Here is a 26,626-nt window from a genome sequence, read left to right as displayed (position 1 = left end):
ACCCCACCATGCAGGAATCGTCGCTGGTGCTGAAGGGTCGGGGCGGTGATCCTCGACGTATGCGACCTTCCCACGTCCTGCTCGCCGTTCTCGTCGCCGCCGTCTGGGGCGTGAACTTCGTCGTCATCGAGATCGGTCTCGACCACTTCCCGCCGCTGCTGTTCTCCGCGCTGCGCTTCCTCGCGGCGGCGGTCCCCGCGGTCTTCCTGGTGGGGCGCCCGAAGGTGGCGTGGAAGTGGATCGTGGGGGTGGGCCTCGCGCTCGGGGTGGCCAAGTTCGGGCTGCTGTTCGTCGGCATGGACGCGGGCATGCCGGCCGGGCTGTCCTCCCTGGTGCTCCAGATCCAGGCCGTGTTCACGGCCCTGTTCGCGTTCCTGCTCCTGGGTGAACGGCCCGCGCGTATCCGGCTGGTGGGCATGGCGGTGGCCCTGGCCGGGATCGGCGTCGCCGCCGCCGACGAGGGCGCCTCGGGTCCCCTGGGCGCGTTCGCCCTGGTCATCGCCGCGGCCGCCTGCTGGGGCGTGTCGAACGTACTGACCCGCAGGGCCGCGCCCGACGACGCCCTGAACTTCATGGTGTGGGTGAGCACGGTGCCGGTCCTGCCGCTGCTGGTGCTCTCACTGCTCCTGGAGGGCCCGTCACGGGACCTGGAGGCGCTGGGCGCACTGGACCTGCCGGGGGCGGGAGCGCTGCTGTACGTCGCCTGGGGCGCCACCGTGTTCGGCTTCGGGGCCTGGGGATGGCTGCTGCGCCGTCACCCCGCGTCGACGGTGGCGCCGTTCTCCCTGCTGGTACCGGTCTTCGGGATGTCGTCGGCCGCCCTCTTCCTGGGTGAGCCGGTGTCCCCGCTGCGGTGGTGCGCGGCGGCGCTGCTGGTGGGCGGGGTGGCCCTCGCCTCGTTCGGCGGGCGGGACCGGCGGGAGGGCCGGAAGAAGGAGACCGGGGCCGGGACGGAGAGGGCCGGCGGAGAGACGAACGGGCCCGGCGACGACACAAACGGGTCCGACGACACACACGGGTCCGACGACACACACGGGTCCGGCGCCCGGGGAGCCGCGCCGACGGGGCGGGGCGCCGGACCGGCCGGTGGGCGGGAGCCGGTTGTGCAGAGCCGGTGATCACGCCGAATCGTTGATCACGCCGATGCGTTGAGGGGCGGGACCGGCGGGCGGGCCGGGAGGAAGGGCCCGGCGGTCAGGTGCCCGGGAGCGGCGGGCCGGCCGCGGGGCGAACGGGCCGCCGACGCGGAGGTCACGCCGGCGGAGCGAGGTGCCGGACGGGCCGCCGACGCGTGGGTCACGCCGGCATGCCGGCCGGGGCGCCGGGCCCGCTGGTCAGCGGCAGCCGCTCACGCCGAGTCGTTGAGGAGGTGGGAGAGGTGGGCCCGGCCGGGAGCGAGGAGGTCGGGGAGGGGGGCGGCCTTCTCGTACCAGCGCTTCTCGTACTCCCAGCAGAGCCAGCCGTCCCAGCCGTGGCGGGAGAGGACCTCCACGCAGTCGGCTAGCGGGAGGATGCCCTCGCCGAGGGGGAGCGGGGTGGTGTCCTCGGCGGAGGCGATGTCCTTGACCTGGACGTAGCCTAGGTGGGGGGAGAGGGCCGCGTAGCTCTCCACGGGCTGCTCCCCGCCCAGCCAGGTGTGCATCACGTCCCAGAGGGCGCCCACCTGGCGGTGTCCCACGAGGCCGAGGATCCGCATCGCGTCGGCGCCGGTGCGGTGGGAGTCGTGGGTCTCCAGCAGGATGCGCACGCCGGCGTCGGCCGCGTGCTCGGCGGCCGTACCCAGCCGCCGGGCGGCCGTCGCGTCGGCCTCCTCGGGAGTCTGGTCGGGTGAACCGCCCGGGAAGACCCTGATGTAGGGGGCGCCGAGGTCGCGGGCGAGAGCGAGAAGGGCACGGATCTCGGCGATGACGGCCTCGTCCTCGCCCGGCGCGGCGACCTTGGGGTAGCCCGCGACGCTCAGGATCTCGACGCCGGCCGCCTTGAACTCGGCGGCCACATCGGTCCGTTCGGCGGGAGTGAGACCGGTGTGAACCGGTTCCTCGGGGTGGGCGCGCAGTTCGACGCCGTGATAGCCGTGCGCGGTCGCGAGGCGCAGTACGTCGGCCGTCGGAAGGCCGGGGACACCGAGGGTGGAGAACGCCAGCTTCATGAATACCGACACTACCCAGCACTCGTGGCGCTGAATCCCCTTGTCGCTCCGGTGTCGCGCACGGGTCCGGGGCGGGCGGGTGGAGCGGGGGCGGGGGCGGGGGGTGCCGGCCGTTCCGGCGGACAGCACCCCTGTGAGAGGGCGGCGTCAGGCTTCCACGGGCACGTCGGAGGACGCCCCGGCCGGTGTCTGCGCGGCGCGGTGGTAGACGCAGACCTGGGCGCCCGACTTGGCGACGGTCGACGAGACCAGCTCGAACGGGCGCTTCGCGCCGTCCGTCGGGAAGATCGACTTGCCGCCGCCCAGGACCACCGGCATGACGAGGAGCTGGAGCTCGTCCACCAGGTCCTCGCTCAGCAGGGTGCGGGCGAGTGTGGGGCTGCCCATCATCGCGAGGTCACCGCCCTCGGCCGCGCGCAGCTCCCGGATACGGGCGACCGCCTCCCCGGCGGGAATGAGCCGGCTGTTGTTCCAGGTCAGGTCGGACTCGCCGAGAGTGCCGGAGACGACGTACTTCGGCAGGCCGTTGATCCGGTCGGCGAAGGGGTCCCCGGCCTGCCCGGGCCACGCCTGGGCCATGGTCTGCCAGGTGCGGCGCCCGTACAGCAGCGCCCCGGCCCGGCCCAGCGCCGCGTCGAAGGCGCCGCCGAGAACCTCCGGGTCGAAGTAGGCGTGCGACCAGCCACCATGGGCGAAACCGCCGTCGGTGTCCTCCTGGGGACCGCCGGGGGCCTGCACGACGCCGTCGAGGCTGATGAACTCGGTGATCACGATACGCATGGCTGCCGCTCCTGATGGTCCGCTGGTCCGTTGAGGCGATGACGGAAGTGAGACCGACGGTAGCGGCGGAACTCATCGCCGCCGCCGAAAAACACGTACGGGAACCGCATACTCCGACCGGGAGGGGCAGCCACCGGCCTCGGGACGGGGGCAGCTTCCGGCACGGACCGGCTCCGGCACAGGGGCAGCCACCGGCCCCGGCACGGACACGGCTTCCGGCGTCGGGACATGCCCCGTCCGCCCGTTCACACCCGCGGCGCCCCCGAGGACCCCCGCACCATCAACTCGCCCCGTACGGAGGCGATCCCCCCGGGCGGTGGTTCCTCGCGGCCCATCGCGATGCGGCCGGCCCGCGCCCCGGCCTCGGCGAGCGGCAGCCGTACCGTCGTCAGGGCGGGCACCGCGTCGATGCTGAACGGGAGGTCGTCGAAACCGGCGACCGACACGTCGTCGGGGATCTTCCGGCCGGAGTCCCGCAGCGCCGCGCACGAGCCCAGCGCGACGGAGTCGTTCGCGGCGACCACGGCGGTCAGCGCGGGGTCCCTGCGCAGGAGTTCGAGGGCGGCCTCGTAGCCGGAGCGGCGGTCGTAGCGGCCGTGGACGGTCCAGCGGGGGTCCTCCTCGATGCCGTGCGCGGCCAGCGCGGCCCGGTGTCCCTCGAGGCGGTGACGGGTGGTGGTGCGCTCCTGCGGGCCCGCGACGTAGCCGAGGCGGCGGTGGCCGAGCCCGATCAGATGCTCGGTGAGCTCCCGGCCGCCGCCGCGGTTGTCGAAGGTCAGCGCGATCGCCCCGGTGTCCGGTGCCGGCGGCCGGCCGCACAGCACCACCCGGGTCCCGGCGTCCGCCAGCTTGCGCAGTTTCGAGTCCATCGCCGCCTTGTGCGGGGCGTCCTCGACGGCGCCGCCGGTCAGTACCACCGCGGCGGCCCGCTGGCGCTGGAGCAGCGTGAGGTAGGTCAGTTCACGTTCCGGGGAGCCGCCCGTGTTGCACACCACCGCGAGTCTCTCTCCGCCGGCCCGCCCGCCCGGACCGCCGATCTCGCCCTGGATCGCGCTCGCCATGATCCCGAAGAACGGGTCGGCGATGTCGTTCACCAGGATGCCCACCAGGTCGGAGGTGGCGGCGGCCAGGGCGCTCGCGGGGCCGTTGAGCACGTAGTCGAGTTCGTCCACCGCTTTCAGCACCCGCTCGCGGGTGGAAGCGGCCACGGGATAGTTCCCGTTCAGCACGCGCGACACCGTCGCGGGGGAGACCTGCGCGCGGGCCGCCACGTCCGCCAGGGTCACCGTCATCTCTAGTCCTCCGGTCGCGCGTCTCGTCGTATCGGCGCCGGCCGCCGTGTCCGGGCGCGTCCGGGCGCGTTCCGGGTACGGGCCCGATGTCCCGCCCCCGACCAGACCCTATGGCCCCACGCCCACTTGTTCGCCCCCTCGAACAAGTCGGGTTCTCCGTGGTCTTGTCCGGACCGCCGTTCAGAGGCTAGCTTCTAGATACATAGAAAGCGCTTGCTGTGACGTTCACCAGTCCTCGCGCCACCGGCCGCCGATCGCCGGCCGGTGCGTGACGGGTGGGGCGTGTGCGGCGCGCGGGGACCGCGTACGAAGGGAACGACGTGACACGCAAGACGGTGCGTATCGCCATGAACGGTGTGACGGGGCGGATGGGCTACCGGCAACACCTCGTCCGCTCCATCCTTGCCCTGCGCGAGCAGGGCGGCCTCGACCTCGGGGACGGCACCGTGCTGTGGCCGGAACCGGTCCTGGTCGGCCGCCGCGAGCACGCGCTGCGCGCGCTGGCCGAACGGCACGGCCTGGAACACATCTCCACCGACGTGGACGCGGTGCTCGCCGACGACAGCGTCGACATCTACTTCGACGCCCAGGTCACCTCCGCCCGCGAGGAGGCCCTCACCAAGGCGATCGCCGCCGGCAAGCACATCTACACCGAGAAGCCGACCGCCACCGGCCTCGACGGCGCCCTGGAGCTGGCCCGGCTGGCGAACGCCGCCGGGATCAAGCACGGCGTGGTGCAGGACAAGCTCTTTCTTCCGGGCCTGCTCAAGCTGAAGCGGCTCATCGACGGCGGCTTCTTCGGCCGGATCCTGTCGGTGCGCGGCGAGTTCGGCTACTGGGTCTTCGAGGGCGACTGGCAGGACGCGCAGCGTCCGTCCTGGAACTACCGCGCGGAGGACGGCGGCGGCATCGTCGTCGACATGTTCCCGCACTGGGAGTACGTGCTGCACGAGCTGTTCGGCCGGGTGCGCTCCGTCCAGGCCCTGACCGCCACCCACCTCCCGCAGCGCTGGGACGAGAGCGGCAAGCCCTACGACGCCACCGCCGACGACGCCGCCTACGGCGTCTTCGAGCTCGAGGGCGGCACGATCGCCCAGATCAACTCCTCCTGGGCGGTCCGCGTCAACCGCGACGAACTCGTCGAGTTCCAGGTCGACGGCACCGAGGGCTCCGCCGTCGCCGGTCTGCGCAACTGCCGCGTCCAGCACCGCTCCGCGACCCCCAAGCCCGTCTGGAACCCGGACATCCCCGCCACCGAGGTCTTCCGCGACCAGTGGCAGGAGGTCCCGGACAACGGCGAGTTCGACAACGGCTTCAAGGCCCAGTGGGAGCTGTTCCTCAAGCACGTCTACGCCGACGCCCCCTACCACTGGGACCTGCTGGCCGGTGCCCGCGGCGTCCAGCTCGCCGAACTGGGCCTGAGGTCGTCGGCCGAGGGCCGCCGCCTGGACGTACCGGAGATTTCCCTGTGACCATCGAACTGCCCGACGCGCAGGGCCGACTGCGGACCTACGAGCCCCGCACCGAGCCCCTCGCGCCCGTCGCCGGAGCCCCCTTCGCCTCCCGTACGGTCTTCTCCGCGGCGCACGTCGTCGCCGACCCGTACGCCGACACGACCCCCGACTCGCCCGCCGCCGTCGACTGGGACGCCACCCTCGCCTTCCGCCGCCACCTGTGGTCGCACGGGCTGGGCGTCGCCGAGGCGATGGACACCGCCCAGCGCGGCATGGGCCTGGACTGGGCGGGCGCGGCCGAACTGATCCGCCGCTCCGCCGCCGAGGCGAAGGCCGTCGGCGGCCGCATCGCCTGCGGCGTCGGCACCGACCAGATCGCCTCCGGCCAGATCGCCTCCGGCACCCTCGACCAGGTGCGGGCGGCCTACGAGGAACAGCTCGCGCTCGTCGAGGAGTCGGGCGCGCAGGCCATCCTGATGGCCTCCCGCGCCCTGGCCGCCGCCGCCCGCTCGCCCGAGGACTACCTCGAGGTGTACGGGCACCTGCTGCGCCAGTGTGCCGAACCCGTGATCCTGCACTGGCTCGGCCCCATGTTCGACCCGGCCCTGGAGGGCTACTGGGGCTCGTCCGACCTGGACGCGGCCACCGACACCTTCCTGGAGGTCATCGCCGCCCACCCCGACAAGATCGACGGCATCAAGGTCTCGCTGCTGGACGCGCAGCGCGAGATCGATCTGCGCCGCCGCCTGCCGCACGGGGTGCGCTGCTACACCGGCGACGACTTCCACTACCCCGAGCTGATCGCGGGCGACGAACAGGGCTTCAGCCACGCCCTGCTCGGCATCTTCGACCCGCTCGGCCCGCTGGCGGCCCAGGCGGTCCGCGTCCTGGACACCGGGGACACGGCGGGCTTCCGCGCCCTGCTCGACCCGACGGTGGAGCTGAGCCGGCACCTCTTCCAGGCACCCACCCGCTTCTACAAGACGGGCGTGGTGTTCCTGGCCTGGCTGGCCGGCCACCAGAACCACTTCGCCATGGTCGGCGGCCTGCAGTCGGCCCGCTCCCTGCCCCACCTCGCCCGCGCCTACGAACTCGCCGACGGCCTCGGCCTGTTCCCCGACCCGAAACTCGCCGAGGACCGCATGCGGACCCTGCTGCACCTGTACGGAGCGACCCCGTGACCGCCCCCGTGACCGAGCCCGTGGGTGACCTCGCGCGGTTCAGCATCAACCAGATGACGGTCAGGCAGCTGTCCCTGCCGGAACTCGTGGACGCCTGCCGCGACCTGGGCGTCCCCGGCGTCGGCCTGTGGCGCGAGCCCGTCCAGGCCTACGGAGTGGAGGCGGCGGCGAAGCTGGTCCGCGACGCGGGCCTGACGGTGACGACCCTGTGCCGGGGCGGTTTCCTCACCGCGATCGATCCCGCCGAGCGGGCCGCGGCCCTGACCGACAACCGCCGCGCCGTCGACGAGGCCGCCACCCTGGGCACCGACACCCTGGTCCTGGTCTCCGGCGGCCTCCCGGCCGGTTCCAAGGACCTGCGCGGCGCCCGCGAACGCATCGCGGACGCCCTGGCGGAGCTGGGCCCGTACGCCGAGGAGCACGGGGTGCGCCTGGCCATCGAGCCGCTGCACCCCATGTACGCCTCGGACCGCTGCGTGGTCTCCACCCTCGCCCAGGCCCTGGACCTGGCCGAACGGTTCCCGGCCCGGCAGGTCGGCGTCACCGTCGACACGTACCACATCTGGTGGGACGACACGGCGCCCGCGCAGATCGCCCGCGCCGGCGCCCAGGACCGCATCCACACCTTCCAGCTCGCCGACTGGACCACCCCGCTGCCCGAAGGCGTCCTCAACGGCCGCGGCCAGATCGGCGACGGGAGCATCGACATGCGGGAGTGGCAGGGCTACGTGGAGGCGGCCGGCTACACCGGTCCTATCGAGGTCGAGCTGTTCAACGACGTCCTGTGGGCCCGGGACGGCCGCGAGGTCCTGGCGGAGACGGCACAGAGGTTCACGGAGAACGTCCGGCCGTGAGCCGTGAGCCGTGAGCGGCGACCCGGATCCCGCGCTCCGTGTCCCGAGGCGCGGGGCGCGAGGCGCGTCCGCCCATGGTGCCGCAGGCGCGGAGCACGCCGTCAGACCTCCGCCTCCGCCCCCGGCACACCGGCCCGCAGATGCGCCGCCAGGCGGTGCAGCTCGACGAGGGCGCCGGCGTCCGACCCGTCCCCCAGCGGATAGTGCAGGGCCGGCTCGGAGGCGGGCCCCAGGACGACGGGTCGTACCCCGACGGGCGGGCGACGGGCGTGGGTGAGCCCGATGCCCCGCACGTCGCGCGCACCCAGGGTGAAGGCGACCGGGACGGTCGGTGCCTGGAGCACGGGCGCCGTCGTGAGGCCGCGGGAGGCCCGCCGCACCGAGGCCAGCATCGTCGTCAGGCCGTGCTCCACGACGAGGGTCTCGGCGAGGGGCCCGATCGCCTCCAGGGGCGGTTCCTCGCCCTCCCCGTACCCGAGGGTGAGTGTCACGTCCTGCTCGACCCCGGCGGTCGTCCGCGTCACCCGGATCCACGCCAGCGCGGGCCGGCCGGGGTGCCCCGTCACGAGCAGATGGGTGGGCTCGGGGGCCCGGTCGCGGGCCAGATCGGTCAGCCGGCGCGGCGACCAGGGCAGGTTGACGGGTTCCGCGGTGCCCCAGCCGGCCGGGGCCGAGCCGGTGAGCGCGCGCCAGGCCGTCTCGAGCGCTTCGCCCAGAGCGGCGTCCTCGTGCGCGGGGAGCGTCGTGCGGAACGCCACGACGAGCTGCCGGTCACTCGAGGGGGACGTCCGGCCGAACGCCTCGGCGACCGAGGCTGTGCCGTCCGCCCCGAGCGCGGGCGCGAACGTCCCGTCCTGCCAGCGCAGCACCGCCCCGGACAGCCCGTCGTAGTAGCCCTGTGCCGGGTCCTGGACGACCCAGCGGTTGGGCACCTGGAGGAGGGTGGCGCGGGCCGGGGCACTGAGCCGGACGTGCGGCGGGGTGACGATCTGCAGGGCCCGGCCCGACTCGGAGGTGCCGCGCAGCACCTCGGACAGCCAGGTGGTCAGGGCCAGGACGGGCCGGTCGGCCAGGACGACGGACGTGCTGTCGGTGAGGACGTCCACGACCGGCTGCCCGTCGTCCGGCGCGACGGCCGCGCGCACGTCCACGACCTCGGTGCCCGCCGCCGGCTCGGGCCAGGTGCTGCCGCCCAGCAGCAGGGCGAGCCGCCCGCACACCGATCCCGCCAGCCGCTCGGCCCCGGGCACGGCGCCGGAGGCCCGGGCCTCGGTCCACCAGAACGGCACGGGCACGTCCCGCCCGAGCAGCCGTTCGGCCTCCCCGGGAACCTGGACCAGCAGCGGGGCCTCCACCGACACGAGGGGCCTGCCGTCCGGGGCGCACAGACGCAGCACGGCGCCCCCGGACCCGGCGGTCACGCCCGCCTCGGGCCCGGCCGCGTACAGGCCGGCCAGCAGGGCCCAGGTGTCCGGCATCGTCGGGGTGAGGGCGATGACGTCCTTGGTCACGACTCCTCCCCCTTCTCCTCGGCTCCGGCCAGCGCGGTCTGGACGAGCTGGTGGCGCCGGCCGCGGCGGACCAGGGTGCCGCGGCCGGGCGGCTGCTGGGAGGCGTACAGACCGGGGAAGAGCTGTCCCTCGGTGCGGTCGCCGGTCATCACCAGGGCGGTGGTGCCCGTCTCCCGCAGGGTGGTCAGCAGCGGCTCGTACAGCGCGCGCGAGGCTCCCGCGACGCGGCGCGCCAGGACGAAGTGCAGGCCGATGTCCTGCGCGGAGGAGACGTACGGCAGGAAGGGCGCGAGGGGCTGCTGTCCGGCGGTGGTGAGGATGTCGTAGTCGTCGACGAGGATGACGATCCGCGGGCCCCGGAAAGCGGGTTCGCCGGTCTCGGGTGCGTCCGGATCGGCGGTCTCCGGCAGCCGCTTCCGCAGTTCGGCGGCGATGCCCGTGGAGAGGGTGCCGGCGAGCGTGGTGTTGTGGGCGTAGCCGCCCCGGTACGGCTCCGGGACGACGCCGCGCAGGCCGCGGCGGGGGTCGAAGACGCCGAAGACCAGCTCGTCGTCGGAGTACCGCTCGACGAGCCCGGCGACGACCAGCTTCAGCAGGTTCGTCTTGCCGCACTCGTTGTCGCCGAGGACCAGCAGGTGCTGGTCGCCGCCGAAGAGGTCGAGCAGCACGGGGGCGAGGGCGTCCTGGTCGAGGCCGAGGGGTATCCGGCGTGGTTCGGCGGCCGGTGGGGGCAGCCGGGTCGCCGGCAGCCGGGCCGGCAGCACTCGCACCGGGGCGGCGGGTTCGCCGTGCCAGGTGGCGCGGACGGTCCGGGCCGCCTCGTCCAGGGCCGGGCCCAGGTCGCCGGTGGTGGGCGAACCGTCGATGCGGGGCAGGGCGGCCTGCGCGAACAGCTTGCCGTCGGTGAGCACCCGGCCGGGCACGTCCGGCGAGAGGGTCCCGGAGAGCTTGCGGTCGACGGAGGAGTCGGCGGGGTCGTTCAGGCGCAGTTCGACGCGGGTGCCGAAGAGCGACTGGGTGGCGATACGGACGTCGTTCCAGCGCAGCATGCCCGCCACGACGTGGATGCCGTAGCCGCCGCCCCGCTTCAGCAGGTCGGCGACCGGCTCGTCGAGGTCGGCGAAGTCGTCGCGCAGCGCGCCGAAACCGTCGACCACGAGGACGACGTCGGTGGAGCCGAGCCGCGGCAGCCGGCCCTGGGCGCGGAGCCGGCGGAGCTGGTCGACGGAGTCGATGCCGTGCTCGCGGAAGACCGTCTCGCGCTCGTCGAGCATGGCGCGCACCTCGGCCACCGTACGGGCCGCGCGCTCACGGTCGGCCCGTCCGGCGATCCCGCCGACGTGCGGCAGGGCGGCCAGGGCCGAGAGGCCGCCGCCGACCAGGTCCAGGCCGTACACGGCGACGTCGCGGGGTGTGTGGGTGACCGCCAGGGACAGCACGAGGGTCCGCAGCAGCGTGGTCTTGCCGGACTGGGGGCCGCCGATCACGGCCACGTGACCGCCGGCCGTGGTCAGGTCCAGCTCCCACCGGCCCTGCCACTGCCGGGCCGGGTCGTCGAGCACACCGAGCGGCACCCGCATCCCGCCCGCGGCGCGCGCCAGGTGCAGCCCGTGCTCGGAGACCCGGACCGGTCCCGCGGCCGCGTCCAGGGTGACGGCGTCCGGCAGCGGGGGCAGCCAGATACGGCGCACGGCGGGCGCGGCTCCGGCGAGCCCGCCGACCATGAGGGACAGGACGGTCGGGCCGGTCTCCCGCCGGGTGGCGGAGGGTCCCTCCTCCGGCTCCTGCGTGCGCCCCGCGGTGTTGTACGCCGGATAGGGCAGGGCGAGCGGCTCCTCGTCCCGCTGCTCGCGCGCCGCCGGTCCGCGGTGCGCGCCGGAGACGTACCCGGCCTTGAACCGTTCGTAGGTGGAGGTGTCGACCTTCAGGTAGCCGAAGCCGGGCAGGGGCGGCAGGTGGAAGGCGTCGGTGGTGTCGAGGACCGTGCGGGATTCGTCGGCGGAGAAGGTGCGCAGCCCCAGCCGGTACGACAGGTAGGTGTCCAGGCCCTTGAGCCTGCCGCCCTCGATGCGCTGGCTGGACAGCAGCAGGTGGACGCCGATGGAGCGGCCGATGCGGCCGATGGACAGGAACAGGTCGATGAAGTCAGGCTTGGCGGTGAGGAGTTCGCCGAACTCGTCGATGACGACGAACAGGTGCGGGAGCGGTTCGAGGTCCGGCCGCTCCGTCGCGCGCAGCACGGCGTAGTGCCCGATGTCGGCGACGTTGCCGGCGTCCTTCAGGACCTGCTGGCGGCGCTTGACCTCACCGGCGAGGCTGGTGTGGACGCGTTCGACGAGCCCGGCCCGGTTCTCCAGGTTGGTGATCATTCCGGCGGTGTGCGGGAGGTCGGCGAAGGGGGCGAACGTGGCGCCGCCCTTGTAGTCGACCAGGACGAGTGCCAGGTCTTCCGGGGAGTGGGTGGCGGCCAGGGCGAGGACGAGGGTGCGCAGCAGCTCGCTCTTGCCCGAACCGGTCGCGCCCACGCACAGTCCGTGCGGGCCCATGCCGAGCTGGGAGGACTCCTTCAGGTCCAGCAGAACCGGCTCGTGACGGTCCGTGAGGCCGATGGGTACGCGGAGGAAGTCGCGTTCGCCGCGGGGCTTCCACAGGGTGGGCAGATCGAGGTCGGCGGGGTCGGCGATGCCGAGGAGCGCGGGGAAGTCGACCGGTCCGGTGACGGGGCTCCCCTCGGCGACGGACTCCGGCGACAGCCGCAGCGGGGCCAGCAACCGGGCGACGCCCTCCGCCCCGGCCGCGGTGACCGGGTCGACGGCGCCCTCCGCGGCGGAGGAACCGCGCAGGTCCTCCGCGGCGGAGGAAGCACGCACGTCCTCGACGACCACCCGCTCGCCCCGGACGGTGATGCGCACGCTCACCTCGTCCGGCTCGTGCACCTGCTCCTGGAGGAGGTGCACCACGGTGACCCCCATGTCCGCCAGCCCGACCGCCGAGTCCGGGCGGGGGAGTTCGGCGGCCGGCTCACCGTGGGCGTCGACGACCACCAGCAGCCGGCCCGCCAGCCGCAGCGCGCTCCGGTCGGCCAGCCCGCGCCGCACCTCCGCCGCGTACGCGGACCGCCGGCCCAGCTCGTGCCGGAGCCCTTCGGCGAGCTGCCGGACATCGGGCGCGATGCGGCGGGCGGCCACCGGACCGTCGTGCGCCTGCGGATCCAGCACGTGGGGCAGCCACTTGGCCCACTCCCACGCGGCGAGCCGCTCGCCGGGCACGGCCAGGGCGAGCGCGACGTCGTCGGGGGCGTGCGTCACCGCCGTCTGCACCAGCAGGGCCCGGACGACCCGCAGGACGTCCTCCCGGTCGCCGACGACGCTGACATTTCCCGCCCGGTCCAACGGCACCGTCAGGGGCACGTCGGCGGCCGTCGCGAACCGGCGTTGCAGGGCGCGCGCCTCGTTGAGCATGAACGGATCCGGCGGCGTCAGCACCCCGCCGGTGCCGCTCTGCTGGATCACCGGCTCCTGGGCCGGTACGTCACCGAGACCGACCCGTACCCGCAGGAAGTCGGCGTCCCGGCGGCGCCGCTCCCACAGCCGGGCGGGGTCCCGCACCAGGTCGTACAGCGCCTCCGGCGGCGGGTTCAGCTCCCGCTCCGCATCCCGCAGGCGGCGCTCCGCGACGCCGAGTTCCTCCCGCAGTTCCTCCAGGTACTCCAGGTAGCGCTCACGCTGGGTGCGCCGGGTGCGCTGCGCCTTGCCCCGCTGCGACAGGAACAGCGCCACCGCGCCCAGCAGCGCGAAGACCAGCACGACCGCGCCCACCACCGCGAACCGGCTGTTGCGGATCACGGTCATCATGATCACGGAGCCCATGACGCCGGCCATCGGCAGCAGCGCGGTGGCCGCGTTGCCGATCTTCCCTTCGGGAAGGTTCGGCGGGGGTTCGATCGTGCGGGGCCGGGCGGGTTCCGGGGGACGGGTGCTGCGGGCGGGTCGATGGACGATCTGCAGGGTCACGGGCGGACTTCTCCGAAGCGGGTCGTGACGGAAGGCGGGCGGGAGGGGGTGAGGGAGGGCGCGGCGGAAAGCGGGCAGGACGGGTACGGACCGGGGCGCACCGGCCGGATGCTCATCGCACCCTCACCGCGCGCCCCATCACCTCGGCGGTCAGCCGCAGGACGGCCTGCCGCGTGTCGTGCGCCAGGAGGTCGGTGCGGATGGGGCCGCCACCGGCCAGATGACGGTCGTACGGCACGGAGACGACGGTGACACCGGCCTCCTTGAGGTGCCCGGCGGCCGTCTCGTCGTCGAGGAGCGTGTCGGGGGTGCTCGACACCAGCGCCACGACCGTCGTGGCCAGGGCGGAGTGCGGCAACCGGGCCAGCCAGTCCAGCACCTGACGGGTGGCGTTCACCCCCTCCGCGGTGGCCGGCGAGACCACCACCCGGGCGTGCGCGGTGTCCATGGCGGTGCGCGCCACCTCGCCGGGGAGCGTCTCGCAGTCGACCACGGTCACGGCGAAGTAGCGGCGCAGCGCCAGCGTCACCTTGCGGTACGCCGTCATGGCGAGCGGCGCACCTACCTGGCCCCGGCTCGCCGGCAGCAGCCAGCCACCATCCGACACCGGCACCAAGTAGCCCGTCACGTCCGTCAGTTGCATGGACGGATGAAGGATCGGCGCGAGATCGGCGCACGTCCAGCGCACCGCCTCCGCACCCATGCGCACCGGCAGGGTGCCCAGCGCGGCATCCGCCTCCAGTGTCAGCACCGGGTCGTGCCGGTAGTGGTTGAGGGTGCGCCCGAGCAACGCCGAGACGGTGGACTTGCCGACACCGCCACGGATGGAGGTGACGGCCACCACCCGGCCCGTGGTGACGGGCTGCTGCAACTCCCGGGCGATCCGCGTCTGTTCGGCGACGTCCTGTGCCACGGACGAGGTGAGCTTGCGCAGCGCCCGCCCCGTACGCCGGGTCACGGAGTCGCCGTGCAGGGGGCGTCCCAGGGCGAGGAGGAGACGGGGATCGAGGGTGGGGGAGGACTCGGGGGCGGGGGCCGCCGGGAGGTGAGGGGCACGGGTGGGGACGGGGGCGGCGGGCGCCGCGGGCCGGTGCGGGGCCGGCTCGTCGGCGGCCCGGCCGGCCGGTACGGGGGAGGGGGACGCCGGGCTGTCCGGAGCGTCGGGCGCGGTCGGGAAGGCGGAGGCGGTCGGGGACACCGGACCGGGGACGTGCGGGCCGGGCGCCCCACCTTCCGTGCCCGCCCCCGCTTCCGCACCGATGTGCGTCCCCGCGTCCGAACGGCCGCTTACCCCGCCGCCCAGCTCCCGCAGCACGTCCCGCTGCCAGTCGCCGCCACCGCCACCGCCACCGGCGTGTGCCGACGGCTGCTCCCGTCCCTGCTCCCCGCTCGTCATGCCGCCGCGCCCCTCAAGCCCTCAAGCGAAGGTGCCGAGCAGTCGCCCGTACACACCGAACACGCCGACGAGCAGCGGAAGCAGCGCGATGACCCCCACCGACTCGAGCAGGTCACCGGCCCGCCGCAGCCGGACCCGTACGTGCTCGGCCGGCTGCACGGCGAGCACGACGAGCGGCAGGACCGCCAGCACCACGAGGACGGCCAGCGGTGCCGCGGCCGAGGACCGCTCCGCCCACACCGCCAGCAACCGCACGCCGACGCCCGCCGCGGCGGCCAGCAGCACGACCACCTCGGCCACCAGCGGAAACGCCCGGGCCCGCAGCGCCAGCACCACCGCGACGACCGCGGCGAGCGGCACCGTCCACACGGAGGGATCCCGCAGCGCCAGTACGGCGGCCACGGCGGCCGACCCCGCCAGGGTGATCGTGGCGAGCACCAACCCGCGGTGGGCGGCGGCCAGGGCGACGGACACCTGGTGGCGGCTGACGGAGATCCCCCCGGCCCGGCGGTCGTCGAGCCCCGAGAGCCCGGACGCCATCAGCGCGAGCCGCGGCAGCACGCCGAGCACCACCACCGAGACCACGCCGAGAACGGCCCCGACACGGGCCTGCTGCTCCGCCGTCCCGGCGCCGGACTGCACGGCGACGACGGCCTCCCAGCCGACGGCGGTCAGGGCCACGGCGCCGGCACCCACGAGCCCGCCCCGCCCCAGCGGCGTGAACAGCCCGAGCAGGGCGAGGACCAGCACACTCACAGCAGCCACCCCGGCGAGCCGCAGAGCGCCCGCCGACGACCCGCCGACGACATCGACAAGGCTCCACACGCCCAGCACACCGAGCGCGCCACCGGAACACAGGAGGGTGGCGGCGAGCCCGTGCCTGCGCACCCGTCCCAGGACCGCGCCCGCGACCGCGGCCGCACCGGCGGCGGCGAGCAGGGCGGCGGCGACGACCGAGCTGTCGTACCGCGCACGCGCGAACAGCGCGGCGACGACCACCCAACCCACGCTCGCGACCCCCGCCGTGACCCGCCGCGCGGCCGGCCCCCACACCCACGCCCGATGACCGAGATCCTCCGCCACCTCGTCGGTGACGTCGTGCACGACGGGGGCGGGCGGGGCGTCCTCCGCACGGACGAGACGCAGGACGGCACCGTCGCGGATGCCCGCCGTCTCCAGGGTGCTGTCGTGATCGAGCGCGGAGCCGTCCACCGTGACGAGGTGACGTGAAGCGGGCCGCCCCTCCACGCGGTCGTCCAGCAACCGCATGATCTCGGGCAGCAGCAGCCCGACCGGCTCCCGCGCCGGAAGCACGAGGTCGACGCGGCGCCGCTCACCGATGAGCGTGACCCGGCTCAACACCGCCGGCCCACCGGCCGTTTCCCTGCTCAAGGCCCCCGGAGACATCACACTCGCGAACCTATCACCGGCTTGTAGGACTATTGGAGGGCGTGGAAACACCGGGGGAATACGGGCTGCTCTGCCCGATCAGCCGGTTCGAAACGAACGACCACCCCACACACCCCGCGCACAGCACGGCCGCGATCACCATCCCGGCGATCACCTTCCCCACCCGCTCGTCCACGGCCCGCCGCTGCCGCTGCGCCCCGAACAACAGGGCGTCCCGCAACCGCCGCCGCCGCACGGAAACGGATTCGAGAAGCTGGCTGTCGTAGTCCTGAGCGGGCATGCTGCTCATTCACCTCGTGTCGGGTCAGGTGGGGAATTCGCCGAGCCGGCTGTACTTGAGCAGATTCACGGGCAGGTACTCCGACTCGACCTCGATCATCCTGGAGCCACTTCCCAAGACGCATCGCGGCCGCGGCCCGGCGATCGGGAATCCGCTCAGGGCGCCTGCGAGTGGTCGTCGAGACGCCGGCTTCTCGTCGGTCGGCCGTCCTCGTCCCACCGGTATTCCTCTTGGACCGTGAGACCGCCGTAGTCCTTGTTCCGGAACGGGTCCTGGAACATCACCAGGGCTCGTTCCGCGTAACCGCTCTACAGGGAGCCGTCCTTGACGCTGTCGACGAAGGATCGCCAGGCCTCCCCGTCCAGCATCATCACAGGGCCGGTCAGGTTCTTGCTGTCGCGGACGGGGACCGCGTCGGCGAAGTCGTCGCAGACTTCGACGCAGGCATCCCCCTGCTGGTTTCCGCTGTAGGAGGACTTACGCCAGCGGGCGGTGCTCACGTCTGGGGTGACTCGCATGGCTCGTACATCTCCATCGTCGCTTCGATCAACGCTGCTGAATCCCTTGGCGGGAGGGCGCTGGCCTTCATCAGATCGTACTCTCGCACGCACTGTGTGACGGTCTCGCGGTCGTCGAAGATCTCGCCGTTCCTGGGGCCTTCCTGGTACACGGTGGTGGAGTTGTCCGGGAGCGTAAGCAAGATGAGTGTGCCGTTCATCAAGGTGCATGAGCCCGCCGCGAACGGGACGATCTGAATCGTCGTGCAGCGCGATTGCACCAGGGGAAGCAGTGCCGCGAGTTGCCCGTACATCACCTCCGGTCCACCCACTGCCTGCCGTAGGGCTGCTTCGCCGAGGATCCACCAGAAGTGCGGAGGGCTGTCACGGCGCAGGACTTCCTGACGGCCCAGGCGTGCGGCGACCAAGGGGTCGATCTCCTCGGAGCTCATCTGGGGGTTTCCCTCGGTGAACAGCGCACGCATGTATGCCGATGTCTGGAGCAGACCGGGGACGATGCCTGCACAGAACTCCTGAATCCGCACTGCCCGGGCCTCCAGCTCCAGACAATGATCGAACCGCCTCGGCATGTACTCCCGCTTCACCGCCCCCCACAACCCCTGGAACAACTCCCCTGTCCCGAAAGCCGCGTCCAGCTTCTCCGAGAGGGGCGGCAGGGGGAGCCGTTCCCTCGTCTCCACTCCGTGCAGGTGTGTCTTGCTGTAGTTGACGATGTCCGACATCCGGTCCAGCGACAGCCCGATGAGCTGGCGCTGCCGGCGCAGCTCGACGCCGTACAGGTCGCGGGCGGAGTGAACGGGTTCGAGGTCCCGGGAGGGCTGGGTCATGGTGGTCGGGCTCCCTTGCCGTGTGCTGTGTCGGCATGCCGTCCCGTGTTCCCGAGGGAACGGGGCATCCGCCAACGCTAGTCGCTTGCGGTGACAGCATGGGTGCGAACAGTGAGAGTGCCCAGGTGGCAGCCGTCCCGGAACCCGCTTCGGAACATCGTCACCCTGGCGGGCCCCCTTGCCCGCCGTGACGCTGAGAGCGTGAACAGTGAGAAGCAGCAGGAGGCTGCACCCTTGCCCTCCCGCGGACGTAAGACGACCGACACGACGCCCCGCCCCGGCCGCCCCGAACCGGAGGCGAGTCGGCTCCCGGTCGGTGAACTCGCCCATGACCTAAGGCAGGAGAGGCGCGGGATCGTCATGGACCACCAGGACGGGTTCGTATGGCTGCGCCCGGAGGGCGGCGGCACGGAGTGGACGGCGCTGCCCGGCGACGTGCAGCTGTTGAACGTCCGTGAACGGGCCGAGGAACTGATGTGGACGCGGGTGGCCAGGGCCAATGCCCGTAGCAGAGGGGAGGTTCTCTGAGGTGGGAGACGCAGAACAGGCGTGTGAGGACCTGCGCGACGCGCTCAAGGCGGCGGGGGTGACATTGCCGTCCCTCGGGCTCGATGCCGCTTCGTACGCCGGGTCCGCTCCGCTCGCGCTGATCGACCTGGGGCGCTGCAACGTGGCCACGGCCCGTGCGCTCGCCTCCGCGCTCCGGCCCGATCAGGGGGCGGCACGGTGAGGCGTCGGCGCTACCGTCGCGACTTCGGCGACCACACGGTCATGGAGCCCCGGCGGAGTCGGCCGGACGGCTACGAATGGACGGGCACGGCGTGATGTTCGCCCCGTCCGCCGAGCACCCCTGGCGTGAAGTGTGGCCCCTGGTCGCGCAGGCCGACGACGGTAACGCGTGGGTGACGGGCGCGTGTTGGCTGTACTGCCGCCGTGAGGGCGCGGCCGTGCTGCGGGTCGGTTCCGTGGCCACGCCCGGCGCGAGGGGAGACGTGTACGCGTGTGGCCCGTGCATCGCGGAGCTCGACCACATGGTGCGCGTCCAGTCGTGTCACCGGGACCGCAGCGCCGACCGGGTCGGGCAGCCCGCCGCGCACACCGGGCACGCGCACGTACTCCCGCTGCACACCGAAGAGCAACGTGTCCGCAACCGCCGTCGACGCATGGCTACGGAATCGAGGAGCTGGCTGTCGTCATCCTGAGCTGTCACGATCTGCGGCCGCCTGCCTCGCGGGGAACGCGGATCACGTCTCGAACTCGCCGACCCATGAACGCCTCAGCAGGTGCTTGGGCAAGTACTCGGACTCGACCTCGACCGGGAATTCGTTGTCGTAAGCCATGCAGGCCAACGCGAGGGGAGCGAGGGTCACCAGGCCGTCACCGCTCAGGGCGCGCGCCGCGTCGCCGGCCCAGTACTGCTTGTGCCCGGTGACGGCGTCAACCAGCGCAGTGTTGAACTGATCAATTTCCCGCAGCTGGAAGCGATGGAAGAGTTCGAGCGGCGGATAAAGGATCTTCAGCATCATTTCCTTGTCAGTGATGCCCTCCCGCTCGGGATCGGTGCCTTTGACCGCTGATACCAGCTTGTCCCACATCTCCGTTGCCCGACCGGCCCAGTAGCTCTGAAGAGCCTCGACCCAGTCGTAGACATGGTCGTCGAAAACCGCGCCCTCGGGAACAGAGGCACGGAGGAACGAAACAGGTACCTGCATCAGTCGATCGAGGCGATCGTTCTCGCGGCAGATCGTCGCCAGATAGACCGATGTGAGCCACGCCCCCGCATGCGTGTAAGGCGTCGGCCCCGTCGCAGGCAGGTTCTTCACCTCGCCCGCGCTTCCGATGCGGCACGGTACGGGCCCCTCGGTGGCTGTGGCAGAGTCGAACAGGGCGCAGCCGACCTGCATGGCGGTGACCCAGGCCTCCCACGTCTCAAGTCTGGCTGCTTCGGGATCCGTCAGGCAGCGCCACTTCGCCATGGTCAGGGTGCTGCTCAGCGCCCGATGGCGGGACATCTCCGACCTTTCCAGTCGGTCGAGAACTCGGCGTGTCCCATCGACGAGCGGCGCCATGGCCTCGGCCGCGTTGTCCGTGCGGAAGTCATGGCGCGGAACACTCGTGACCACTGAACCCCTCCCCTAACCGATACGGCTGGACACGTTGGCGCACCACTGGTGCGAACCATCAAGTGGTACATCCGAGTAATACGTCAAGTAGAGGGCTGGCTCCTTACAGACCTGTCCTGATCAGCCATTCCGGTCACCTGTTTCACGTGGGGAATTCGCCCAGCCAGTCGTGCTGGAGGAGGTGTTGGGGCAGGTAGTCCGACTCGACCTCGATGGGCAGGTGCCCGTCGTACGCCCAGCAGGCGATGGCAAGGGGGCCAAGAGCGATGGCGCCGTCGATGTCCGTCTGCCGTTCCTCGGTGAGGGTCCAGTAGGCGCGGTGCAGTTTCAGGGCTTCTTCCAGTGCGGGGTTGAAGCCTTCCGCGTCCCTGCGTACGAAGTGGTAGAAGAGGTTGATCGGCGGATAGAGGATGCCCTGCAGCAGGTCTCGGGGAGCGATGCGGGCGACCGCCGGATCCGACATCTGCAGTGCGGCGGTCAGCTTCTCGACCAGCCCCGTCCGGCGCAGCCAGTACGTCTGCAGGGTGTCGACCCAGTGGTAGATGTACTCGTCGTACTGCCCCTCCGGCGCCCGGAGCCGCTCCAGGGGTACCTCGCACAATTGCGTCATACGCTCGGGCTCACGGCAGATGACGGCGAGCCAGAACGCGTTCAGCCAGGTTCCCGCGCGGGCCGTCGAGAGCGGGCCGGTCGCCTGAAGGGTGCGCACTTTCCCGTTGATGCGGCATTCGACTGTTCCCTCACTCTTGGCCGTGACGGCGAACAGGGCAGAACCCAGCTGCATCGCGTTGACCGTCGCTTCCCAGGTCTCCACTGCTTCGGCCTGAGGATCACTCACGCAATGGGCGCGCAGGTTCATTACTCCGGAGCTGAATGCGAAGTCGATCAACTCCGATGAGTCCTCGAGGTCATTGATCTCGTCAGTCAGATCGGAGGCCAACTGCTCAGCGAACTGCTCGGCATCACTTCCTGCCGGTAGGCTGTGCCGGGTGATTTCTATGGTCATGGAAGGGTCCGGCGGTGTCGTAAGCCGTATCTGCATGAAGATAGGTACGCATGAAGGTTTCGAGCTCATCGTTCGTGTGTAGATCCTGCGCACTTGCGCCGGTCGCACGGCGGTCCAGCGGACGGGTGAGCCAGTCGCTCCCCGAATCCGGAGGAGGCTGAGCCTTGATGACTGTCATGGGGCGCGAGTCTCGTTATCGGTCGGATCTGCCTGATGCCCGACGTTCTCGGACCAAGGCAGGACGAGAGGGCGACGACGCCAGTACCACGACAGGCGCGGCAAGTCCGTGATTCCCTCGTCCAGTGCTGAGGCAAGTGCCAGCCCACCGTCATCAATGGTGAAACGTCGGTACATCTCATCGAGTTGCTCCAAGGCGTCTCTGGCCGTGCACGCCATGATCTCCGGGGAGAGCCTGTCCACTGCTTCTCCGAGACGGTCTCGGTGTTCCAGGTCCTCGTGATACAGGTCCGCCGGAAACCATCCGTGCGGGGGACAGCCGGAACGAAGCCGTGAGCACAGAAGCTCCCAATTTCCCAGGAGGCTGACAAGATCGGACGTTTCCCTCCCGGGCTTCGCTTCTTCGACCGAGTCGGTGATCGGGGTGGGGAGTTTGTATGCGCGCACTGCTTCCGGAAATTTTACTACGGGAACATTCGGAAGATCCGGGATTCTCGATTCTGCGGCGTCGACCACATAAGCGGGGCTGTCGTCCTCCGGTTGCAGCACCCGTGCCAGTGTGAAACTGCCGTCCGGCAGGGCCGCCCTTCGGACCCACGGGAATCTGGCATCCCAAGAAGTGAAAATCGACGCGGAGAGGCGCTGGGCCACCGACGAGGCCAGCTCCTTCTCTGCCGGTCGATAATCGACCTCATTGGCTGCGTAGACGGTCAGGGACCAGTTCAAGTCGCCTTGCAGGCGCTCGTATTCGCACGTGACGACAGCATCCCAGTTCCGGTCCTCCCACTCCGATTCTGCCGACACATCCGTCTGTTCCAATGCGACATGGAACACTTCGGCGAGAATCACGGGCAGGCGTGTTGGCGCATCACTGGCGCGAACCATCAAGTGGTACATCACGAGTAGTACGTCCGGTAGAGGGCGGGCTTTTATGCAGACCCGTCCTGAGGGGTCTGCCGGTCACCTGTCTCACGTGGGGAATTCGCCCAGCCAGCTGCGCTTGAGCAGGTGCTCGGGCAGGTACTCCGATTCGACCTCGATGGGCCGTCCGGCGTCGTGAGCGAGGCAGGTGAGGGCGAGAATCTCGAGGGGGATGTCGCCCTCGCCGGATTCCTCACGGTCGGGGTCGGCGTTCCAGTATTCCTTGTGCAGTTGGAGTGCCTGGACCAGGGCCTCGTTGAACTGGTCGGGGTCCTGTCCGATGAAGCGGTAGAACAGGTTGATCGGCGGATACAGGACCTTGAGCATCGTTTCGCGGTCGAGGAACCGCAGCCGGTCCGGTTCGGTTCCGTCGAACGCGGCGACGAGCTTGTCCCCGAGGCCGGGCCGCTCCAGCCAGTACGTCTGAAGGGTGTCGACCCAGTGGTAGATGTACTCCTCGAACACGGCGCCGGAGGCGCGCAGCGTCTCGATCGGCACCTGGCACAGCTGCGTCATCCGCGCCTGGTCCCGGCAGACGAGCGCCAGCCAGAAGGCTTCCAGCCAAGTGCCGGCGTCCACGAAATGCGTGATCCCCACGGCGGGGATCGTCCGCACCTCATGGCCGATCATGCACTCGACGGTGGAGCCCTCCGGAGCGGTCGCCGAAGCGAACAACGCGGACCCGACCTGCATGGCCATCACCCAGGCCTCCCACGTCTCCAACTTGTCGGCAGTGGGATCATCGAGGGTCTGCAGCTTAGCCGTACTCAGTGCGCTGCTGAAGGTCAACCCGAAGCTATCCGGGTACTCCTCGAGGTTTTCGATCTTCGCAAGCGTGCGAGTGTTCAGTTTCTCGCGGAATGCGTCCGGAATCGGGTGGCTGCCCTCCATTTCGGGACGTGAAATACTCGTCACCACGTGCAATTGCCTCATTTCTTTATATTGAACTGCAGCATTTCATATCCAGCGTACTTGGCGCCGTCGGGCTTAGCCTTTACGAGGACGTAGTCTACTTGTTCTTTTTTGAGTGCCTTATCTAGGTCGTCGGCTAGCTTGCGTTCCGCCTCTGCTGATTTGAGCAGATCCCCATCTCCGGATTTCATTCCCTTTCTTTCGTTTCTTTTAGCCCTCTTTTCCATTTCCTTCAGGATTGTTTCAAAGTACTCCTTCGTTCCCTGCGTCACCAGTCGATTGCTGTGCCCCTTGCGCACTCCGAGGGAGGCCGTCGTCGACCCCTTCGCCTCGACGACGACGTACCGGCCGTCCGTCGTCCGGTACACCTGGTCGAACCGATTGTTGCCGAACGCCCCGTCGTCCAGACGCACCGCACCCTTGTAGTGCTCGGGTATCGCATGGCGCTCGGCGGCGTGCTCGCCGAGCAGTTCGCTCTGCCGGTTCGCGTCGCCATGGATCGGTGAGTGTGTCCTGTCGGCGAGATCCCTCGCGGCGGCCAGCTCGTCCGTGGGGTTGGCGGCGTAGGCCCTCTCTGCGGCTTTGAGGGCGTCCTCCGCCGCGTTGTCGGCTTTGACGGCCGTGTCCCGCTTGGCGGCCTGTTCGTTCAGGTAGTCCCGAGTCTCGTCGGGGAGATCCGCCGGCTTGCCCTCGATGGGATCCGGACGCACATAGCTTTCCTTGATCGCCGGAGGCATGTCACTGGCCGCGATCCATTTGGGCGGCGCGAACGGGTTGAGCGTGATCTGGGGTACGGCCTGGCTGTATCCACCCTCGGAGGTCGTGTCGCAACGGTATCCGTTCTTGCGGTAGTGCTCCTTGAACCACTCGGGGTCGTTGTTGGCCCGTTCGACCTGTCGGCGCATGATCTCGCGTTCGACATCCAGTGGATCGCGGCTGCCGGACGGTGATCCGCCCGGGCCGTCTGCGCCTCTATTGCCGCCCCCGGTGCCGCCGTGCTGGGCGGGAACCCGGCCACCGTCGGTCGCGTCGCCGCCCGCGTGCCCGTGGTCGCCGCCCGCCGTATGCCCGCCGGTGTCGCGTGCGGGCACCGTGTCCGTGCCGCGCGCCCCGGCGTGCTCGCCGACGTGGGCGGTCGCCGCCGTGTTGCCGCCGGCCCGCCCCGTCGCGTCGCCGCCGACGTGGGCCGCCGTGGTTCCGGCGGCGTGCGTGCCCGCCCGGTCGCCCGCCCCGACGAGCGCGCCCTCCTCGTGCGGCAGGCTCCGCTCCAGCAACTCCCGGTCCGCCGCCGAGAGTTCCACCTTGGCCGGCGCCGCAGTCCCGTCCGCGCGGACGACCGAGCCGTCGTCCAGGTTCAGCCGGGTTCCGTCGGGCCACTCCACGACGTTGTCGCGGATGACCGGCGTGTCGTCGGCGATCCGGACCACGCTGCCGTCGGGCTGGACGCGCCCCGCGCCGGAGAGGATGTCGGTGTAGGCGCCCGCGTGCACGCCCCGCAGGCCGGCGAACAGGTCGGCGACCTTGACCGTGCCGAACGTCGCGGCCTTGCCGAGGTACGTCATGGGGTCGACCAGCCGGGCCGTCTTGCCGAGCGCGCCGACCGTGCGGGCCACCGCGCCGCTCTTCGCCGCCGCTCCGGCGCCTCCGGTGAACACCGTGGTCAGGACGTTGAAGGTGACCGCGCCGCTCGCGCGTGCGGGGTTCTCGCCCCACTGGTCCCAGGCGACCAGCGCCTTGCCCGTCTCCTTGACCGCGTTGCGGGAGTCGCGCAGGTAGGAGGGCAGTTTGTCCTCGGGCATCGCCCAGTAGGCGACGCCGACGACGGGCACCGCGGTGACGAGCACGCCGGTGGCGAGCTTGCCGAGCCCTTTCCAGGCCTCGCCCGCCGCGTCGAAGCCGTCGAAGCCGACGAGGGTGCCGAGGCCCTGGATCGTGGCCCACACTCCGTCGACGACGAATCCCTTGCCGAACTCCCACACCTGGTGGCCCAGCCAGTCGAGTCCGTGCCGCTCCTTCTCCACGGTCCTGCCCCAGGGCAGTTCCTCGGACTGGTTCAGCAGGTCGGCGGTGAAGCCGTAGGTGCTGGTGCCGCGCTTCACCAGGCGCTTCTCCGCGCCGTCCTCGAGGATCAGCGTCGAGCCGCCCACCAGCGCGGTGATCGCGTTGTGGCAGGCGATCTCCGCCAGCCAGAAGGCCTCCGCGGTGGCGTTGACGTCGTACACCAGGTCGTTGTTGAGCTGGACGTTGTCGTCGTCCTCGCGCCAGTCGTCGTCCCCCGCGATCTGGTGCCGGAAGGTTTCCGCACGCCGCTTGAGGCTCTTCAGCTTGGCCACGAGCGGCTGGATCTCCGTCTCGTACGCGCTGAGGGCCACCGCGACCTTCTCCAGATCGTCGGCGAACTCGTCCGCCTTGGCCGCCACCGGCGCGGTCGTGGCGAACAACTGCTCCGCCTCCGGTGCCGTGTAGCACGCCGACAGCCCCTGGAAGCGGGTGTGCACGTCGGATCCCGACTGGCGGAAGACGAGGGCCTCGCCGGTCAGGAGCATGTGGTCCGTGCCCAGTTGCTCCAGGTCGCCGGTGAACTGCGGGATTTTCTGCGGGTCGATCAGGTCCGCGCTCACGTGCCCCCCTGCTGCCCGCCCGCCCCCGGCAGGTCGATCTTCGGTTCCTTCAGCGCGTTCGCCTGGGCCTGCGCGGCCATGTCCAGGTCGCCCTTGACGTATTCGTTGGTCGCGGTGGCCGCTCCGTTGAGGGAGTTCGACGTGCGCACCGCGACGTACATCAGCTTTTCCTGGTAGGCGGTGAAGAACTCGCCCAGCGCCGCCGCGACCGGGCCCTGGACCCCGCTCCTCTCCACGCCGCCCTGCTGGATCGTGCCGGCGGACTTCGCCGCGCTCGGCAGTGTCTCCTGCAGGGCCTTCCCGGTGTCCGAGAGGCCCTCGGCCGCCTCCGCCGTCCGCGTGAGAACGCGCTGCACGCCGGACGGCGAGATGTCCCACCCCGTCATGTGGATTCCCCGTATCCCCGTATCCCCGTATCCCCGTATCCCCGTGTGGCGTCGTCCCACCGGCGTGCCGACACGCCGACGCGTCGGCGTCAGCCGATGTTGTCGACCGCGGCCCGCGCCTTCGCCATCGTCGCCTGGGCCGTCCCGTCGTTGTCCTCGAGGGTGGTGCGGACCAGTTGGATGATGCTGCGCACCTCGTCGGCCGCGCGGTTCCAGCGCAGTTCCTTGCCGTGGTACTCCTCGGAGACCCCGTCGGCCTGGAAGTCGGCCATGGCGGCCTTCACTGCCTTGTCGCGGTCGGCCAGCACGCGCTCCAACTGGCCGACGATGCCCTGCAGACCACCCTGCACCTCGCTCGACGCACCGGTGTCGTAGGAGCGGCGGTCCAGATTCTGACCCATCGTCACAAACCCCCTGTGGTTGTCGGTCCCTGCCCCGGCCGGCGGTCTAGCGCGCGCCGAAGCGGGCCGCGTCGAAGTTCGCCGCGCCCATGTTCTTCTGGGCGTTGTCCTGCTGCTCCACGTCACCGGTGCCGAACGCGGTGTCCATACCGCCCTGGCCTTCGAGGATCGCGCCGAGCGAGTCGTTCAGGGCGGCGGTGATCTCGTCCGCGCGCGTCTTGAACGAGTCGAAGGCGACCTTTCCGGAACCGTTGAACTTGCCCTCCAGCGGCTCGGCCGCCTGGATGAGCATGCGGATCAGCGTGCCCAGGTCGGTGCTCGAACCGACCGTGTTCTTGCCCAGATCCGACAGGGTCGTGGACCCCATGTCGAACTTCACGTGTGTCACCCCCGTGCGTCACGTACGCATCACAA

The 26,626-nt window shown here is 71.1% G+C and carries 25 protein-coding genes; 7 read left to right on the top strand and 18 right to left on the bottom strand.

Features of this window, described 5'->3' with window-relative positions; translation table 11 throughout:
* The first annotated feature begins 59 nt into the window (after positions 1–59).
* Positions 60–1,118 (top strand): EamA family transporter, encoded by a 1,059-nt coding sequence (locus tag V4Y04_RS12890; RefSeq protein ID WP_332427841.1) that lies wholly within the window; start codon positions 60–62, stop codon positions 1,116–1,118.
* A gap of 230 nt (positions 1,119–1,348) precedes the next feature.
* On the opposite strand, the gene V4Y04_RS12885 is transcribed toward V4Y04_RS12890, so the two are convergent.
* The 3 genes from V4Y04_RS12885 to V4Y04_RS12875 form a co-directional block, all read right to left on the bottom strand.
* Entirely contained in the window at positions 1,349–2,149 is an 801-nt protein-coding gene (locus tag V4Y04_RS12885) for a sugar phosphate isomerase/epimerase family protein (protein WP_332427840.1), read from the bottom strand.
* 147 nt (positions 2,150–2,296) lie between these two features.
* A complete protein-coding gene (locus tag V4Y04_RS12880) occupies positions 2,297–2,929 on the bottom strand; it encodes a dihydrofolate reductase family protein (RefSeq protein ID WP_332427839.1) in 633 nt (210 codons plus the stop codon).
* Between the two features lie 245 nt (positions 2,930–3,174).
* Positions 3,175–4,221 (bottom strand): LacI family DNA-binding transcriptional regulator, encoded by a 1,047-nt coding sequence (locus V4Y04_RS12875; RefSeq protein ID WP_332427838.1) that lies wholly within the window; start codon positions 4,219–4,221, stop codon positions 3,175–3,177.
* A 320-nt stretch (positions 4,222–4,541) separates the two neighbouring features.
* Here V4Y04_RS12875 and V4Y04_RS12870 point away from each other — a divergent pair, with 320 nt between their 5' ends.
* From V4Y04_RS12870 to V4Y04_RS12860, 3 genes are read left to right on the top strand one after another with little or no spacing between them, the layout of a single operon-like run.
* A complete protein-coding gene (locus V4Y04_RS12870; RefSeq protein ID WP_332427837.1) occupies positions 4,542–5,693 on the top strand; it encodes a Gfo/Idh/MocA family protein in 1,152 nt (383 codons plus the stop codon).
* Complete coding sequence (locus V4Y04_RS12865; RefSeq protein WP_332427836.1) at positions 5,690–6,856, top strand: dihydrodipicolinate synthase family protein; 1,167 nt, start codon at positions 5,690–5,692, stop codon at positions 6,854–6,856. The genes V4Y04_RS12870 and V4Y04_RS12865 overlap by 4 nt, the downstream gene beginning before the upstream one ends.
* A 20-nt stretch (positions 6,857–6,876) precedes the next feature.
* Positions 6,877–7,710, top strand: coding sequence for a sugar phosphate isomerase/epimerase family protein (locus V4Y04_RS12860; protein ID WP_332432815.1), 834 nt, complete (start codon positions 6,877–6,879; stop codon positions 7,708–7,710).
* 101 nt (positions 7,711–7,811) lie between these two features.
* On the opposite strand, the gene V4Y04_RS12855 is transcribed toward V4Y04_RS12860, so the two are convergent.
* From V4Y04_RS12855 to V4Y04_RS12825, 7 genes are all read right to left on the bottom strand, one after another.
* Positions 7,812–9,221, bottom strand: a complete 1,410-nt coding sequence (locus V4Y04_RS12855) for a DUF6177 family protein (RefSeq protein WP_332427834.1) — start codon at positions 9,219–9,221, stop codon at positions 7,812–7,814.
* Positions 9,218–13,234: a type VII secretion protein EccCa gene (eccCa, locus tag V4Y04_RS12850; protein ID WP_332427833.1), complete on the bottom strand. Its 4,017-nt coding sequence runs from the start codon at positions 13,232–13,234 to the stop codon at positions 9,218–9,220. The genes V4Y04_RS12855 and eccCa overlap by 4 nt, the downstream gene beginning before the upstream one ends.
* A gap of 112 nt (positions 13,235–13,346) precedes the next feature.
* Positions 13,347–14,630: a hypothetical protein gene (locus V4Y04_RS12845; RefSeq protein ID WP_332427832.1), complete on the bottom strand. Its 1,284-nt coding sequence runs from the start codon at positions 14,628–14,630 to the stop codon at positions 13,347–13,349.
* Between the two features lie 21 nt (positions 14,631–14,651).
* Positions 14,652–16,037 carry a type VII secretion integral membrane protein EccD gene (gene eccD, locus V4Y04_RS12840; RefSeq protein WP_332432814.1) on the bottom strand — a complete coding sequence of 462 codons (1,386 nt, stop codon included), beginning with the start codon at positions 16,035–16,037 and terminating at the stop codon, positions 14,652–14,654.
* A gap of 16 nt (positions 16,038–16,053) precedes the next feature.
* A complete protein-coding gene (locus tag V4Y04_RS12835) occupies positions 16,054–16,320 on the bottom strand; it encodes a hypothetical protein (protein ID WP_332427831.1) in 267 nt (88 codons plus the stop codon).
* A gap of 308 nt (positions 16,321–16,628) precedes the next feature.
* Positions 16,629–16,838, bottom strand: coding sequence for a DUF397 domain-containing protein (locus V4Y04_RS12830; RefSeq protein ID WP_332427830.1), 210 nt, complete (start codon positions 16,836–16,838; stop codon positions 16,629–16,631).
* Positions 16,817–17,665 carry a helix-turn-helix domain-containing protein gene (locus V4Y04_RS12825; protein WP_332427829.1) on the bottom strand — a complete coding sequence of 283 codons (849 nt, stop codon included), beginning with the start codon at positions 17,663–17,665 and terminating at the stop codon, positions 16,817–16,819. The genes V4Y04_RS12830 and V4Y04_RS12825 overlap by 22 nt, the downstream gene beginning before the upstream one ends.
* 201 nt (positions 17,666–17,866) lie before the next feature.
* Between V4Y04_RS12825 and V4Y04_RS12820 the strand changes: the two genes are divergently transcribed.
* The 3 genes from V4Y04_RS12820 to V4Y04_RS12810 all read left to right on the top strand — a co-directional run bounded on the left by V4Y04_RS12820 (position 17,867) and on the right by V4Y04_RS12810 (position 18,867).
* Entirely contained in the window at positions 17,867–18,193 is a 327-nt protein-coding gene (locus tag V4Y04_RS12820) for a hypothetical protein (protein ID WP_332427827.1), read from the top strand.
* A gap of 1 nt (position 18,194) precedes the next feature.
* Entirely contained in the window at positions 18,195–18,395 is a 201-nt protein-coding gene (locus V4Y04_RS12815; RefSeq protein WP_443080005.1) for a hypothetical protein, read from the top strand.
* A 76-nt stretch (positions 18,396–18,471) separates the two neighbouring features.
* Entirely contained in the window at positions 18,472–18,867 is a 396-nt protein-coding gene (locus V4Y04_RS12810; protein WP_332427825.1) for a hypothetical protein, read from the top strand.
* Positions 18,868–18,909: 42 nt separating this feature from the next.
* On the opposite strand, the gene V4Y04_RS12805 is transcribed toward V4Y04_RS12810, so the two are convergent.
* From V4Y04_RS12805 to V4Y04_RS12770, 8 genes are all read right to left on the bottom strand, one after another.
* On the bottom strand, positions 18,910–19,788 hold the full coding sequence (locus tag V4Y04_RS12805; protein WP_332427823.1) for an immunity 49 family protein: 879 nt from the start codon (positions 19,786–19,788) through the stop codon (positions 18,910–18,912).
* A 142-nt stretch (positions 19,789–19,930) separates the two neighbouring features.
* Positions 19,931–20,794, bottom strand: a complete 864-nt coding sequence (locus V4Y04_RS12800; protein ID WP_332427821.1) for an immunity 49 family protein — start codon at positions 20,792–20,794, stop codon at positions 19,931–19,933.
* 174 nt (positions 20,795–20,968) lie between these two features.
* Complete coding sequence (locus tag V4Y04_RS12795; RefSeq protein WP_332427819.1) at positions 20,969–21,868, bottom strand: hypothetical protein; 900 nt, start codon at positions 21,866–21,868, stop codon at positions 20,969–20,971.
* Positions 21,869–21,940: 72 nt separating this feature from the next.
* Complete coding sequence (locus V4Y04_RS12790; protein ID WP_332427816.1) at positions 21,941–22,681, bottom strand: immunity 49 family protein; 741 nt, start codon at positions 22,679–22,681, stop codon at positions 21,941–21,943.
* Between the two features lie 140 nt (positions 22,682–22,821).
* Entirely contained in the window at positions 22,822–25,425 is a 2,604-nt protein-coding gene (locus V4Y04_RS12785) for a hypothetical protein (protein ID WP_332427814.1), read from the bottom strand.
* Positions 25,422–25,811, bottom strand: a complete 390-nt coding sequence (locus V4Y04_RS12780; RefSeq protein WP_332427812.1) for a DUF6507 family protein — start codon at positions 25,809–25,811, stop codon at positions 25,422–25,424. Before V4Y04_RS12780 ends, V4Y04_RS12785 begins: the two co-directional genes overlap by 4 nt.
* An 89-nt stretch (positions 25,812–25,900) precedes the next feature.
* The gene (locus tag V4Y04_RS12775; protein ID WP_055574214.1) at positions 25,901–26,212 is read right to left on the bottom strand and encodes a pore-forming ESAT-6 family protein; all 312 of its coding nucleotides are present in this window, start codon (positions 26,210–26,212) and stop codon (positions 25,901–25,903) included.
* A 46-nt stretch (positions 26,213–26,258) separates the two neighbouring features.
* Entirely contained in the window at positions 26,259–26,591 is a 333-nt protein-coding gene (locus V4Y04_RS12770; protein WP_331450291.1) for a hypothetical protein, read from the bottom strand.
* Positions 26,592–26,626 lie beyond the last annotated feature (35 nt).

Source organism: Streptomyces sp. P9-A2 (assembly GCF_036634175.1).
In the GTDB taxonomy this organism is placed as follows: domain Bacteria; phylum Actinomycetota; class Actinomycetes; order Streptomycetales; family Streptomycetaceae; genus Streptomyces; species Streptomyces pratens.
The sequence above is the reverse complement of the archived record's forward strand: the minus strand, read 5'-3'. Positions and strand labels throughout refer to the sequence as shown.

Coding starts and splice junctions, on each gene's coding strand:
- V4Y04_RS12890 (WP_332427841.1), top strand. CDS start 60: ATGCGACCTTCCCACGTCCTGCTCGCCGTTCTCGTCGCCGCCGTCTGG.
- V4Y04_RS12885 (WP_332427840.1), bottom strand. CDS start 2,149: ATGAAGCTGGCGTTCTCCACCCTCGGTGTCCCCGGCCTTCCGACGGCC.
- V4Y04_RS12880 (WP_332427839.1), bottom strand. CDS start 2,929: ATGCGTATCGTGATCACCGAGTTCATCAGCCTCGACGGCGTCGTGCAG.
- V4Y04_RS12875 (WP_332427838.1), bottom strand. CDS start 4,221: ATGACGGTGACCCTGGCGGACGTGGCGGCCCGCGCGCAGGTCTCCCCC.
- V4Y04_RS12845 (WP_332427832.1), bottom strand. CDS start 14,630: ATGACGAGCGGGGAGCAGGGACGGGAGCAGCCGTCGGCACACGCCGGT.
- eccD (WP_332432814.1), bottom strand. CDS start 16,037: ATGTCTCCGGGGGCCTTGAGCAGGGAAACGGCCGGTGGGCCGGCGGTG.
- V4Y04_RS12835 (WP_332427831.1), bottom strand. CDS start 16,320: ATGCCCGCTCAGGACTACGACAGCCAGCTTCTCGAATCCGTTTCCGTG.
- V4Y04_RS12830 (WP_332427830.1), bottom strand. CDS start 16,838: ATGCGAGTCACCCCAGACGTGAGCACCGCCCGCTGGCGTAAGTCCTCC.
- V4Y04_RS12825 (WP_332427829.1), bottom strand. CDS start 17,665: ATGACCCAGCCCTCCCGGGACCTCGAACCCGTTCACTCCGCCCGCGAC.
- V4Y04_RS12810 (WP_332427825.1), top strand. CDS start 18,472: ATGGACGGGCACGGCGTGATGTTCGCCCCGTCCGCCGAGCACCCCTGG.
- V4Y04_RS12800 (WP_332427821.1), bottom strand. CDS start 20,794: ATGACCATAGAAATCACCCGGCACAGCCTACCGGCAGGAAGTGATGCC.
- V4Y04_RS12795 (WP_332427819.1), bottom strand. CDS start 21,868: ATGTACCACTTGATGGTTCGCGCCAGTGATGCGCCAACACGCCTGCCC.
- V4Y04_RS12780 (WP_332427812.1), bottom strand. CDS start 25,811: ATGACGGGGTGGGACATCTCGCCGTCCGGCGTGCAGCGCGTTCTCACG.
- V4Y04_RS12775 (WP_055574214.1), bottom strand. CDS start 26,212: ATGGGTCAGAATCTGGACCGCCGCTCCTACGACACCGGTGCGTCGAGC.